Annotated in this window: 13 protein-coding genes; 10 read left to right on the top strand and 3 right to left on the bottom strand. The window is 60.2% G+C overall.

Annotated features, from left to right (window positions below; genetic code table 11):
- The first annotated feature begins 147 nt into the window (after positions 1 to 147).
- From KHO30_RS02805 to KHO30_RS02795, 3 genes are all read left to right on the top strand, one after another.
- A complete protein-coding gene (locus KHO30_RS02805; protein WP_211699972.1) occupies positions 148 to 897 on the top strand; it encodes a response regulator transcription factor in 750 nt (249 codons plus the stop codon).
- Positions 898 to 1116: 219 nt separating this feature from the next.
- Positions 1117 to 1365 (top strand): hypothetical protein, encoded by a 249-nt coding sequence (locus tag KHO30_RS02800; RefSeq protein ID WP_200618648.1) that lies wholly within the window; start codon positions 1117 to 1119, stop codon positions 1363 to 1365.
- A gap of 82 nt (positions 1366 to 1447) precedes the next feature.
- Positions 1448 to 1717 carry a hypothetical protein gene (locus KHO30_RS02795; protein WP_211699971.1) on the top strand — a complete coding sequence of 90 codons (270 nt, stop codon included), beginning with the start codon at positions 1448 to 1450 and terminating at the stop codon, positions 1715 to 1717.
- On the opposite strand, the gene KHO30_RS02790 is transcribed toward KHO30_RS02795, so the two are convergent.
- Both KHO30_RS02790 and KHO30_RS02785 read right to left on the bottom strand, forming a co-directional pair.
- A complete protein-coding gene (locus tag KHO30_RS02790) occupies positions 1714 to 3948 on the bottom strand; it encodes a xanthine dehydrogenase family protein molybdopterin-binding subunit (RefSeq protein WP_211699970.1) in 2235 nt (744 codons plus the stop codon). The two genes, KHO30_RS02795 and KHO30_RS02790, sit on opposite strands and share 4 nt — an antisense overlap.
- Positions 3949 to 4476 (bottom strand): (2Fe-2S)-binding protein, encoded by a 528-nt coding sequence (locus KHO30_RS02785; RefSeq protein WP_200652383.1) that lies wholly within the window; start codon positions 4474 to 4476, stop codon positions 3949 to 3951. It lies immediately after the preceding gene.
- Between the two features lie 136 nt (positions 4477 to 4612).
- Here KHO30_RS02785 and KHO30_RS02780 point away from each other — a divergent pair, with 136 nt between their 5' ends.
- Positions 4613 to 5509: a LysR substrate-binding domain-containing protein gene (locus tag KHO30_RS02780; RefSeq protein WP_200576295.1), complete on the top strand. Its 897-nt coding sequence runs from the start codon at positions 4613 to 4615 to the stop codon at positions 5507 to 5509.
- Here the strand turns inward: KHO30_RS02780 and KHO30_RS02775 are convergent.
- Positions 5496 to 6383, bottom strand: a complete 888-nt coding sequence (locus KHO30_RS02775; RefSeq protein WP_211699969.1) for a LysR substrate-binding domain-containing protein — start codon at positions 6381 to 6383, stop codon at positions 5496 to 5498. The two genes, KHO30_RS02780 and KHO30_RS02775, sit on opposite strands and share 14 nt — an antisense overlap.
- A 242-nt stretch (positions 6384 to 6625) precedes the next feature.
- Here KHO30_RS02775 and KHO30_RS02770 point away from each other — a divergent pair, with 242 nt between their 5' ends.
- The 6 genes from KHO30_RS02770 (at position 6626) to KHO30_RS02745 (ending at position 13278) form a co-directional block, all read left to right on the top strand.
- Positions 6626 to 7591, top strand: coding sequence for an amidohydrolase family protein (locus KHO30_RS02770; RefSeq protein WP_093634183.1), 966 nt, complete (start codon positions 6626 to 6628; stop codon positions 7589 to 7591).
- Entirely contained in the window at positions 7591 to 8517 is a 927-nt protein-coding gene (locus KHO30_RS02765; protein ID WP_074289307.1) for an amidohydrolase family protein, read from the top strand. Before KHO30_RS02770 ends, KHO30_RS02765 begins: the two co-directional genes overlap by 1 nt.
- Before the next feature lie 101 nt (positions 8518 to 8618).
- Positions 8619 to 10016 (top strand): UbiD family decarboxylase, encoded by a 1398-nt coding sequence (locus KHO30_RS02760; protein ID WP_211699968.1) that lies wholly within the window; start codon positions 8619 to 8621, stop codon positions 10014 to 10016.
- The gene (locus KHO30_RS02755) at positions 10013 to 10627 is read left to right on the top strand and encodes a UbiX family flavin prenyltransferase (protein WP_200652387.1); all 615 of its coding nucleotides are present in this window, start codon (positions 10013 to 10015) and stop codon (positions 10625 to 10627) included. The genes KHO30_RS02760 and KHO30_RS02755 overlap by 4 nt, the downstream gene beginning before the upstream one ends.
- A 49-nt stretch (positions 10628 to 10676) precedes the next feature.
- The gene (locus tag KHO30_RS02750; RefSeq protein ID WP_200652388.1) at positions 10677 to 11777 is read left to right on the top strand and encodes a CobW family GTP-binding protein; all 1101 of its coding nucleotides are present in this window, start codon (positions 10677 to 10679) and stop codon (positions 11775 to 11777) included.
- A gap of 151 nt (positions 11778 to 11928) precedes the next feature.
- Positions 11929 to 13278, top strand: coding sequence for a nucleobase:cation symporter-2 family protein (locus KHO30_RS02745; RefSeq protein ID WP_093634187.1), 1350 nt, complete (start codon positions 11929 to 11931; stop codon positions 13276 to 13278).
- Positions 13279 to 13312: the final 34 nt, after the last annotated feature.

Genomic DNA, 13312 nt, shown 5'->3' with positions numbered 1-13312 from the left:
AAAACCGCCACTTTTCAGGCGACGCCATTTAGATCAGCCGCCACTGTGTACTATCTGACCTGAATACATCGGACGATCACTACCGGTTTAGCCATCTTCCGATGTGTAATCGCAGCTCGGCTCAAAGCAGTTCCAGGAGACGATGGAATGCGCGTACTGATCGTCGACGACCATGAACTGTTCAGAGCCGGATTGGCGCTTCTGCTGACGGAGCTCTTTCCGGACATCGAGTTGCTGCACGCGAGCACATTGTCGCAGGGGATGAATCATGCGCTTGGCGAGCTCCTGAACATCGTTTTTCTCGATCTCGACCTGCCCGATGGCAACGGTTGTAACGCGCTTGCCGAATTGAAGGAGTCGCGACCGTCGTTACCCGTGATCGTGATATCGGCCGATGAGCGAGTGGAAACCATCAGTCGATGCATCCAGCTCCGCGCCATGGGATACGTGCCCAAATCGTCGCCGCCTGAAGCGCTTCGTGCGGCGATAAGCGCGGTGCTTGCCGGGGGCGTGTTCCTGCCAGCCTCCAGCATCGCCAGTCTCAGTCGTGACATGGACGCTGACAAGGCTCCGGCAAATGGACCTGAAGATAAACAGCCGCGCCTTAAACCGGACACGAGCAATGCGTCCGAGCTGGGGCTCACACCGAGAGAGTTCGAAACGTTGGCGTGGCTGGTGCGCGGACTTCCGTCCAAGGCCATTGCCGTGAGAATGGGGCTCGAGGACATTACGGTACGGAAATACATCAGTCATCTGCTTGCGCATTTCAATCTGCGGCGCCGTACGGAACTCATCGTCATGCTGGCGGATAGAGGGGTCAGGCTGGGTGTCCCGCCGGTTACGGATCCGGCGCTTGACCGAAGCCTGCCGGCTGCTGGCGGGCACCCAACCGCCTGACTATCAGATTGACAAGTCTGGTCGCGAACGATCGTAGTGCATACATCTTTCGCCGATGTTTGCTGTCCACCACCTACGCATGTGCGTTGCGACGGCACTTCCCCTGACCAAGAATGAATATGACAGCAACGCTGAAGGTGCATTCGTCGAGTGCACCCGGAGCGGTTGGTCGTCGTGATGAGCTGATATGGAAAACTCAACGCAGATAAAGGACCCAACATGAAATCACCACTGATAGTCGTATCCGCTGCCGTGCTGTTTGTTGTGGCCGGTGCTGCGCATTCGCAAGGCACGCCGCAAACCTCTCAGCCCGTCCCGCAAGAAAACGCCGCGACACAAGCCAATGACCCGAGCGCGGGCATGGAAGCATACGGCGGCACGCCCGACACACGGGTACAAGGCGGTACAAAAAATGTCAGACCGTGCCGGATGGATCCTCAATGCAACGTTTTTTTCGGAGGGAGCTAACAGGCGCGCGAGGCGAGACGATTTCAAGAGCTAGCGGAATGGGCGTCGCTAACGCAACCCGTTGATGACGAAAGGTGAAGAAATGAAAGTGCAACCCTCGGCCGTAACCGTCGTGCTTTTCCTGCTCACCGCGGCCGGCGCTTCCGACGCTCAGGAAATGCAACCGTCAGACGTCCCTAGCCACTCATCCAGTCAGCAGTCGATGAATTCATCGCAGCGGGCAATGCCGATGGGCGGCGACAGCACGTGGGACCATGGAGCCCAACCGGGCGGACGAAATGGCTACGGCAAAACCCGAGACGGTCAACCGTGCGTGGTGGGGCTGTCGTGCGATATCTATCAGGGTAGTTAGCCCGCCATCTCAAACGGCGTATCCCTCAACCTCTTCCCCGTCAACCTGAAAACCGCATTCGCCACTGCCGGAGCCACCGAAGGACTCGACAACTCGCCAACGCCTCCGGGTTTCGACATGTCCCCCTGCACAATCAAAATATCGACCTCCGGCATATCACTCATGCGCATCACGCGATACGAATCAAAGTTCTTCTGCTCCACCTGCCCATGCCGAATATCGATCCGATCCGCCGTCGCATGACCTAACCCCCACATCAACCCGCCATACAGTTGTTCTTCAACCCCACCCGGCGACACAGCCAACCCGCAATCCGCCACACAGGTCAGCTTCTCAACCACAACCGCATCGCCCTTCCTCACAACCCGCGCCACTACCGCAACGTAGCTGCTATACGCCTGATTCGTTCCAACACCCAATGCCGTCCCCACAGGCAACGCCTTCCCCCACCCCGCCCGCTCCGCCGCCTCGCGCAACACCGCCTTATGCCGCGGGTCCTTCATATACGCTAGCCGGAACTCAATCGGATCGCGCCGCGCGGCATGCGCGGCCTCATCCATGAACGACTCCACCGCGAACACGTTCGGGATATAACTCACCGCGCGATACCAACCGGTCGGCACACCGGTCTCGTGACGTACCCAACCAATATCGACGTGCGGCGCATCGTAAGCGAACTCGTATTTGCTGATCGCTTCGGTGGTGCTGTAGTCCATTCGGTCCGGACGATCGAAATAGCCCGGCTCCCATTGTTCCGGCGAAGCGGGCATCACGGCACGCAATTGCAACGTGGTGAGATTGCCATGCGCATCGAATGCGGCTTTTGCACGGTGATAACTGGCCGAGTGATAAAAGAGCGCACGCATTTCATCTTCGCGACTGTTCATCAGTTTGACCGGTTTGCCGACTTTCAATGCAAGCCATGTCACTTCGAACAACCAGTACTTTGATTCACGCGAACCGAAGCTGCCACCCGATACAAGCTCATGCAATACAACGCGCTCAGCAGGAATCCCGCCGATCACCTCGGCGGCTTCCTGCACTGTGGAAGGCACTTGCAAACCACCCCAGTATTCAATACGCCCGTCTTTCGCCCACGCAGTGACATTGATCGGCTCAAGCGCGTTTTGCGCCTTATAGGGCATCGAATACGACGCCTCGATCACGCGCGCACCATGTGGCCATGCCGTCTTCGCGTCACCGGTTTGAATCGTCGGCACAACATGCGCGACAGGATCGTCAAGCCAGGCAGCCTGACGTGCGGCGAGCGTACTGCTGTCGAAGGTTTCCAGCGGACTGTCTTCCCACTCGACCTTCAGCGCCGCCTGGCCTTGATGCGCCGACCAGTAATCATCGGCCAACACAGCAACGCCCGCCTGATTGCCGCCAAGAAGGTCGGGGCGGCCAGGAATCTGCAACACCTGCCGCACACCCGGCACGGCTAACGCCGCTTTGGCATCGACGCTCCGCACACGCGCATCGATCACCGGCGCACGCGTGACAACCGCTACCAGCATCCCCGGCAACGACACATCGATGCTGTACGGGAACGCCCCTCTCGCTTTCAGATCGGCACCGCGCTTCTTCTGCAGCTTGCCGATGTATTTGAACTGCGACGGGTCTTTCAACGCGACGTCTTTCGGTGCGGGCAATTGGGCAGCTACGCTCGCCAACGATCCGTAGTTCGCGCGCTTGCCACTTGCCTTATCGATAACAAAGCCGTTTTCCGTCGAACACGCGGACGGCGCCACGTTCCATTGTTTCGCTGCGGCTTCGATCAACATGACACGTGCGGTTGCACCCGCGCGCCGCAAGCGATCGTACTCAAGCGAGACGCTGGTACTGCCGCCTGTCGAGAATACTTTCCACAGCGGATGAATGTAGTCTCCGTAAAACGGATTCTCCGGCGTGATCACCTCGACGCGAAACGGATCGACGTCAAGTTCCTCGGCGACAACCGCCGCGAGCGCCGTACGCGTCCCGGTGCCCGAGTCGTGCTTATGGACCACCAGTTTGATCGTGTCGTCAGGCAGCACGCGCACCCATGCGTTCGGTTCGAACTCGCCTGCTTGCGGTTTAGGGTCGCCGCTTACGTTGGCGTCTTTGGCGAAAGCCTCGGGCAGTTGAAAACCGATCGCGAGGCCCGAAGCCAACAATGCCGAACTCTGTTTGATAAAACGCCGACGCGCCGCGCCGTGTGCGCCGTTCAGCGCTTGCTTGTCATTGCGCATTCAAGCCTCCTCTTTCGCGGAGGTGCACACGGAAGCGCAGATGGACTCGCCCCACGTGACTGACGCGAGCGCCGGATCACCGGAAGCGGCGCGTTTGATCGCCTTGCGAATGCGTGAATAAGTCCCGCAGCGGCAGATGTTGCCGGACATGGCCGTCGCGATGGTTTCATCGTTGACCGTCGGCTTGTCCTTCAGAAACGAGGCCGCCTGCATCAACTGACCCGACTGACAGTAGCCGCACTGCGGCACGTCTTCCGCCACCCACGCGAGTTGCAGCGGATGCCTGCCGTCTTTCGACAGGCCTTCGATCGTCGTGATGCGTTTGCCCGCCACCGCAGCAATCGGCAACAAACAGGAGCGCACGGCCTCGCCTTCCAGATGCATCGTACACGCGCCGCAAAAGCCGCCGCCGCAGCCGAATTTCGTCCCGGTCAATTTGAGCCGGTCGCGCAACACCCACAACAGGGGCATGTCTTCCGGTACATTGTCGAGCGAGTGCCGCGTGTCGTTGACCACGATCTCGATCATGCGCTGTCTCCTGAATGGTGTTGTGCAGCGCGGCGCATGATTCAAAGGGTCCGCGTGCTTGCGGCCATTATTGAAAGCCGTTAAGCACAACGCCAGCGACGATTTCTTCCATCACCGGTAAGTCCGGCTAACACCCATGTTGAAACGCTACCCTTCCATTCAGTCGATGCAGGCCTTTCTGCAAGCGGCACGCGTCGGCAGCTTTTCAAGCGCGGCGCGCCAGCTATCGCTCACGCATAGCGCGATCAGCCAGCAGATCCGCACGCTCGAAGAGTTCGTCGGGCAGCCGTTGTTCGTGCGCGAAAGCGGCCGCGTGGTGCTGACCGATGCGGGCGTGCTGTTTGCGAATCAACTGGCAGATGGCTTCGAACAGATCGATCGCGCGTTGTCGTCGGTGAAAGAGCGCACGGTCAAGCAGTCGATCACGCTCGACGTCGATCCCGAACTCGCGCAGAGCTGGCTGGTCACGCGCTTGCCCGCTTTACTCGATGCGTTGACCGGCACGTCGTTGACGGTACTGTCCACGCCGCGGCATGAACGTAGCGCGTTCGAGCGCATCGATATTGCGTTGCGGTATGGGTATGGAGAATGGGAAGGTTTCGAAAACGCGCTGATTTGCGGCGATCGGCTGACTGCCATGGCATCACCCGCGCTTCTTGAAGCGCGCGGGCTGAGCCTGCCGCTCACGCCCGAACAGGTGCTCGATTTGCCCTTGCTCGGCTATACGAAACGTTCGTGGATTCCATGGCTTTCCGCGGCAGGCATGCCCGAGGTCGAACCGGATGCAGTCGCCGTGTTCGACAATGCCGCCGGACTGATTGCAGCGGCCAGCGCAGGCGTGGGCGCGGGTTTAGCGCGCGGCCTGCTCGCCGCGGATGCAAAACGCGAGGGACGTCTGGTCGAACTCACTCAAGTAGAAATTCCGACGCATTACAACCTGTATGCCGTATGGCCGCGCGAGAAAGCGGCCCGTGTTGCGCCCTTGATCGAGGTTATTCGCGAGTTGGTCGCGCAAACGGTCAGCCCATGCTAGCAGCCACTTCGCGCACCGTATCGAGAAACAACGACAACACCGGCGACGGATCCTCAGCACGATAGCGCGCATGCAGCGACACCTCGGGACGCGGCGCAGCCAGCGGCACGAACGCGACACCACCAGTCGTCAATTGCCGTGCCGAAGAAGGCAGCAACGCCACGCCCAGCCCTTCACGCACGAGACACAACAGCGTATGCACCTCGACCACCTCCTGATCGATCTGCGGTGTAAACCCTGCCTCGACACAGCAGTCCTGCAGAAAGCGCGCAAGCTGCGACTGCTGCAAACCGAACGACACAAAGCGCTCCGCCTCCAACTCGCGCAACGCGATCTCATCGCGCGCGGCAAGCGTGTGCCCTAACGGCAGCGCCACCACCGCCGATTCGCGCATCACCACCTCACTACGAATCTCCGGGTCCTCATGCGATACCCGGAAGAAGCACACATCCAAGCGCCGCTCCTTGAGCGCGAGAATCTGCGCGGCGGGTGTCATCTCGTGCAGCGTCCACTGCACTTGCGGATGCTTCTCCGCAAATACCCGCAGCGCGCGCGGAATCGGATCGACCATCGCCGAGCTAATGATGCCGATCTCGAGACTTCCCACTTCGCCACGCCCCGCGCAACGCGTCAGGTCGATCGCGCGTTCGAACTGCGCGAAGATCAGCGGCACCTGCTCTTTAAGTGTTTTCCCTGCATCAGTGAGTTCGACACGGTGTTGCGAACGCGTGAACAACGCGGTGCCCATCTCCTCTTCAAGGATGCGAATCTGCTGACTCAAAGGCGGCTGCGAAATGTGCAGCCGTGCGGCTGCCCGGCCGAAATGCAGTTCGTCGGCAAGTACCGCGAAGTAACGCAACAGCCGAATGTCCATATCGAGAACGTATCAAGATCGTGGTTAAAAAATATTGTACAGAGCGTTTTTATCTTGTGAGACTGCATCGCAAGCAGCAGTGCACATCAGTGTGACACTCGATGCCGGCGAGGGGAAGGCGCACAAAAATGGCGCTTTGCAAAGGGCCGCATGGGCAAGCCTGTCTGGGCTCCGTTCCATCGATGCGCCTGCCCGCGATCCGGCAACTGGATACACCAGTTCCTCTCAAGGAGATCGAGTACATGATCATCGACACCAGCTGTTACCCGACCAATCTGGTCGACCTCGCCTGGCGCCACGACGGCGAGCCATTTACCGGTGAGCGTCTGATCGCAACGATGGACGGCCCGTACCTCATCAACGGCAAGCCGCGCCGCATCGACAAGGCCTTCATTCAACCGCCGCAAGGCAACACCATTTATACGTGGACCGACGGCAATCGTTCGGGCCGCGAATCGATCGACGATTACATGGCGTACACCGTCGAAATGACGCAAAAGTACCCGGATCGTCTGATCGGTTGCTTTGTGTACAACCCGCGGTGCGGTCCTGAGAACGGTGCCGAAGCGATCGAGTTCTATGCGAAGGAACACGGCTTCAAGATGGTGCAGTTGCAGGCCAATATGCATGCGTACCGTCCCGATCGCGCACTCGACTGGCTGCGTCCTGCATTGCGTAAATGCGCGGATCTCGGCCTGCTCGTGAAGCTGCACACCGGCGACGGGCCGTACAGCATTCCGAGCGAGTGGTATCCGTTGATCCGCGAATTCCCGTCGGTGAATTTCATCATGGCGCACTTTGGCGTGCAGACGGGGGGCGTGTATTGCTTCGAGCCGTATCAAATGGCGCTCGATACGCCGAACGTCTACTGCGAATCGAGCTGGTGCTTGCAATCGCGGATCGTCGAATTCGCGAAGGTGCTGCCGACGCACAAGATTCTCTACGGCTCGGACACGCCGCCGAATGAACCCGGCATGTGGCTGCGCTTGCTCGAAGTGTTGTGCCACGAGCCGCCGCAAGGCCTGAATCTCGACGAAGACACGCTCGAGGATTACCTCGGCAACAACCTCGCCCGCATGATCGGCATCGAGCCGAGCGCGCCGCCGAGAAGCGTCGAGGAAGCGCAAGCCTATCTGAAACAGCATGCCGGCGCGTCGCAGAAGCACGCCGCTCAGGCATCACAAGCAGCCTACGCAGGAGCCCGCTGATGATCATCGATACCCATCTGCACCCGACCAACCTCGTCGACGAAGCGTGGCGCCACACCGGCGAGCCGTTCACCGGCGAACGCCTGCTGAAGATGATGGACGGTCCGTACATCATCAACGGCAAGCCGCGCCGTATCGACATGGGCTTCATCCAGCCGCCGCCTGGCAACACAGGCTATCGCGACGGCAATCGCCGCGGCCGTGAAGGCATTCGCGACTACATGGCGTATATCGCCGAGCTGACGCAGAAGTACCCGGATCGCTTTATCGGCAACTTCACGTACAACCCGCGTTGGGGTCCGGAGAACGGCGCCGCCGAACTCGAATTCCACGTGAAAGAGTACGGTTTCAAGATGCTCAAGCTGCACGCGAACATGCACGGCTATCGTCCGGATCGCGCGCTCGACTGGTTGCGTCCGGCGATGAAGAAATGCGCGGAGCTCGGCGTGGTGGTCCTGATTCACACCGGCGACGGACCGTACACGATCCCGACGCAGTTCTATCCGATCATCCGCGAATTCCCGATGGTGAATTTCATCATCGGTCACTTCGGGATTCAAACAGGCGGCAACTACTCGTTCGAATCGTTCTGGATGGCGATGGATACGCCAAACGTGTATTGCGAATCGGGTTGGTGCTATCAATCGCGCATCGTCGAATTCGCTCGTGAGTTGCCGCGCAACAAGATCGTGTTCGGTACTGATTCGCCGCCGAACGAACCGGGCATGTGGCTGCGCGAACTCGAAATGCTATGCGGTCCCGCGCCGCAGGGCATGGATCTGGATGAGGACGGTCTCGAAGACTATATGGGCAACAACATCGCCCGTCTGGTCGGCATCGAACCGACCAAGCCGCCGAAGGATCTGGCCGAAGCAGAGAAGCGTTTGAAGGCGACTTACGTGAATGACGTCACGCAGCCGGCTTAACGCGTTTAGCGCTTGATGATGGACAGGCGCGACCAACGGTTGGTGCCGCGCCTGCCTCGCCCGACAGTCCGCTTTCGTTATTGCTTTCGACGGAGTTCACTATGGCGGATAACCTCTTCCGCGCCACGCAGGATTTTCATCGCTTTGCCCTGGCGTACCGCGAGCAGTTTCCCGACGATGTATTGACCATCAAGCAGCCGGTGTCCGCGGATCAGGACGTCACCGCTATCGTGGCCGAACTGGCCGCGCGCGGTCGGCATGACATGTTGATCTGCGAAAAGGTCGACGGCATTGCGACACCGCTGGTTACCAATTTCTTTGCTTCACGTACACGCATTGGGCGCTTGTTCGACGTTGATGCGCCGGGCTTATTCGACGCTTACCAACAGCGTGCCAACACTCCTATCGCGCCGGTCTTCGTTCCGACCGGCCCGGTTCTCGATCAGGTTATCGAAGGCGACGCTGTCGATCTCGCGCAACTGCCGATGATCCGCCACTTCGATACCGATCGCGGTCCGTACATCACCAACGCGGTGATCATTGCCGAAGATCCGGTGACGGGCGTCGCGAATCTCAGCTATCACCGTTCGATGCGGCATGCGCGCAATGCGCTCGCCACCAGCCTGCATTCTCGCGGCCACCTCTGGCGCATGCTGCAGACCGCGCAAGCGCGCGGCGACACATTGAAAGTCGCGATGGTGATCGGTGCGCATCCGTTGTTCATGCTGGCCGCTGCGGCACGCGTGCCTTTCGGTACGGATGAACGCGCAATTGCAGGGGGACTGTTCGGCGCGCCGCTGGAACTGGTACGCACGCCGCGTTACGGCATCGGCGTTCCCGCTTCCGCTGAGTTTGTCCTTGAAGGCACGATCGATCCCGACGCTCACGCAGAAGAAGGCCCATTCGGCGAATTCACCGGCTATTCATCGGACCGCTCGACCAACAACGTGTTGCGCGTCGACACGATGATGCGGCGTAACGATGCATGGCTCGTCGATGTCGTGGGTGGCCCGTACGCCGAGCATCTGACGCTGGCCCGCTTGCCGCGCGAAGCGGAGATGAGCGAGAAGCTGAAGGCGCGCTTTCCTTCCGTCACCGCGCTGCATTATCCGAACTCGGGCACGCACTTTCACTGCTACGTCGCGCTGAATCAGACACGCGACGGCGAAGCGCGCCAGATCATGCTCGCACTGCTCGGCTGGGACCCGTATCTGAAGAACGTGGTGGCGGTGGATAGCGATATCGACATCACCAACGATTCGCAAGTGCTGTGGGCCATCGCCACGCATTTCCAGCCGCATCAGGACGTGTTCATCGTCGATGGCTTGCCGGGTAGTCCGCTCGATTCGTCATCGTCCGCGGCGGGCACCACGTCGCGCATGGGTATCGATGCGACACGCGGGTCGCACTTCGACGGCATCCGCGCGAAGATCAGCGAGCGCGCTGCGCAACAAGCGGTTGAGATTCTTGCTCGCGCCGTAATCGGAGCAGAGCAATGACCCCGCGGCGACTGGTAGTCGGCATCAGCGGCGCGTCCGGCTTCACGTACGGCGTGCGCCTGCTGCAACTGCTGCGCGATCTCGACATCGAAACGCATCTGACCGTCTCGCGCAGCGCCCTGCTAACGATGACGTACGAAACCGATTACAAGTTCGCCGAAGTCAGCGCCCTCGCCAGCTTCACCTATCGTTGCGACGATATGGCCGCGGCCATTTCCAGCGGCTCGTTCCGCTCGCTAGGCATGATCGTCGCACCCTGTTCGATGAAGACGCTTGCCGAAATTGCCAGCGGCATGTCGTCGAGCCTGATCTCGCGCGCCGCCGACGTCACGTTGAAAGAGCGCCGCCCTTTGGTGCTGCTGGCGCGTGAAACCCCCTACACGCTGGCGCATCTGCGCAACATGATCGCCGTCACCGAAATGGGCGCCATCGTCGCACCACCGGTACCGGCGTTCTACGCGCGCCCTGCTTCACTCGATCAGATGGTCGACCACACGCTAGGCCGCGTGCTCGATCTGTTCGGTCTCGAAGCGGGCACTGTCAAACGCTGGCGAGATGGCGAGGCAGAAGCCGCGTTGCAAGAAGCGGCATACGCACCGCATACCGCCTGATAGCCGAACCGCACCAACCGCAGCACGAACGAAGAAACGGAGACGAGCCATGAATCACATTCACACCACTCACAATGAAATCGAGAAAATTCCCGTCACCGTGCTGACCGGCTTTCTCGGCGCCGGCAAAACGACGCTGCTCAACTACATCCTGCGCGAGAAGCACGGCCGCAAGATCGCGGTGATCGAAAACGAGTTCGGCGAAATCGGTATCGACGGTGGTCTCGTGCTCGAATCGACCGAAGAGATCTACGAGATGACGAACGGCTGCGTGTGCTGCGTCGGCGCGGTGCGTGAAGACCTCGTGCGGATCGTACGGATGTTGGTGGAAAGGCCTGACCGGCTCGATCACATCATCGTCGAAACGAGTGGACTCGCTGATCCGTATCCGGTTGCACAGACTTTCTTCCTCGACGATCCGATCGCGAAACAGGTGACGCTGGATGCGGTCGTCACGATGGTGGATGCCAAGCATATCGCCGCGCACCTGGACGATCTGGTGCTCGACGGCAGCGACAACCAGGCGGTCGATCAGATCGTCTGCGCGGACCGTATCGTGATCAACAAGGTCGATCTGGTGACGGCAGAAGATATCGCTTCACTGACGCAGCGTATTCGCGGGTTGAACGCCACGGCAGAGATCGTCGAATCGAGCTACGCCCAGATTGATCTCGACAAGATTCTCGGCGTCGGTGCGAACGAGTTTTCGCAGATTCTCGTGGAAACGGATGGCTTGCATGAAGAAGCGCACGAACACGAGGATCACCACGACGCGCACGAAGCCCATCATGAACATGAACATGCCCATCACGACGACGACCACGCCGACCACCAGCACGACGAAAGCGTGTCCTCGGTGGGCATCGAAGTCGATGCGGACATCGATCTTGACGCGCTGCAAGTCTGGCTCACAGAACTGCGCCAGTCCGACGCCACCAACCTGTTCCGAATGAAAGGCATTCTCGCTTTGCAGGGCCAATCGCACCGCTATGTGCTGCAAGGCGTGCACAACGTGATCGAACTTCGCGCGGCGCAGGTGTGGGGCACTGAACCGCGCTCGTGCCGCATTGTATTCATCGGACGCGATCTCGATCGCGCCGCGCTGACCGACCGCTTCCATGCCTGTCTTGCCGTGCCAATTGCGGCCTGACGGGAGACTTGGCCGGCACGCGACGTGATGCTGCACGGCAAAGCCGTGTGGTGCGTTCCGGCCAGAAACCGAAAATCGCTGCGCTGAGACTGGAGTAAACGCCTAGGCACCCACTCCGGCCGGCAGCTTTGCGTGACAAAGGAGACACGTCATGAACACCGCCATACATCCCGTCGATCGGATTCTGCCGAAGCGCCAGATGATCACGCTCGGTTTGCAGCACATGCTAGTGGCTTATATCGGCGCGATCGCAGTCCCGTTGATCGTCGCGTCGGCACTGAAGATGTCGCCGGCCGACACGACCGTGCTCATCAGCACCGCTCTGTTTTGCTCAGGCATCTCGACGATCCTGCAGACCGTCGGCGTCTGGAAATTCGGCGTGAGGCTGCCGATTCTGCAAGGCGTCGCGTTCAGCAGCGTCGGGCCGGTCATTGCGATTGGTTTGAGTCCGGGCGTCGGTTTCGCAGGCGTGTGTGGCGCGGTGATTGGCGCGGGTCTCTTCACGATGTTTGCCGCGCCCTTGGTCGGACGCTTACGAAGATTCTTCCCACCTGTAGTGACCGGCTGCATCGTCACGGTAATTGGTTTGCAGCTGTTTCCCGTTGCGTATCAATGGGCCGGTGGTGGTGAGGCCGCGCAGCAGCAGTTCGGTGCACTGCCCTTCCTGAGCGTCACGCTGTTCGTCGCGCTGGTGATTCTCGCGATCAACCGCTTTGCTGGCCCGTTCCTGCGCAATCTCTCGGTGCTGATCGGATTGATCGCAGGCGGCATTCTGGCGTGCTCGCTCGGCATGGGCAATTTCACCAGCGTGAGCGCCGCGCCGTGGTTCACGCTGCCGATGCCGTTCCACTTCGGCACGCCCGTGTTCTCGCTGGTGCCGGTGCTGACGATGATCGTCGTGATGGTGGTGCAGATGGTCGAATCGATGGGGCTGTTCGTCGCTATCGGTGACATCGTCGGCAAAGACGTGAGCGAGGACGACGTGGTGCGCGGCATGCGTGCGAATGGTCTCGCCAGCGCGATCGCCGGCATGTTCGCGGCGTTCCCCTTCATCGCCTTCATGGAAAACGTCGGCCTCGTGATTCTCACCGGCGTGCGCAGCCGCTGGGTGGTTGCGATCAGCGGCGTGCTGATGTGCGTCGTGGCGCTGGTGCCGAAGATCGGCGCGGTAGTCGCATCAACACCTGCCGCGGCGCTGGGTGGTGCAGGCATCGCAATGTTCGGCGTGGTGGTCGCAGCCGGCGTGCAGACGCTGGCGAAGGTGGACTTCGAGCGCAATCGCTACAACGTGCTGATCGTCGGCTTTACGATCGCCACCGCGCTGATTCCGGTGATGGCGCCACAAGTCTTCAAACACATGCCCGACTGGACGCAGCCCTTCCTGCATAGCGGTGTGGTGCTGGCATGTCTGGTGTCGGTCGTGCTGAACGCGGTGTTGAACGGCGCGCACGAAGAAGAAAAAATCGTCGAGGCGCACAGCAACCTGGTGCGCGAATCCTAGTACGCGAATAAGCGACCGGGACAGCAGGACGAGC

Source organism: Paraburkholderia aspalathi (genome assembly GCF_905220735.1).
GTDB lineage: Bacteria > Pseudomonadota > Gammaproteobacteria > Burkholderiales > Burkholderiaceae > Paraburkholderia > Paraburkholderia aspalathi.
This window is presented reverse-complemented; position numbering and strand designations above follow the sequence as displayed.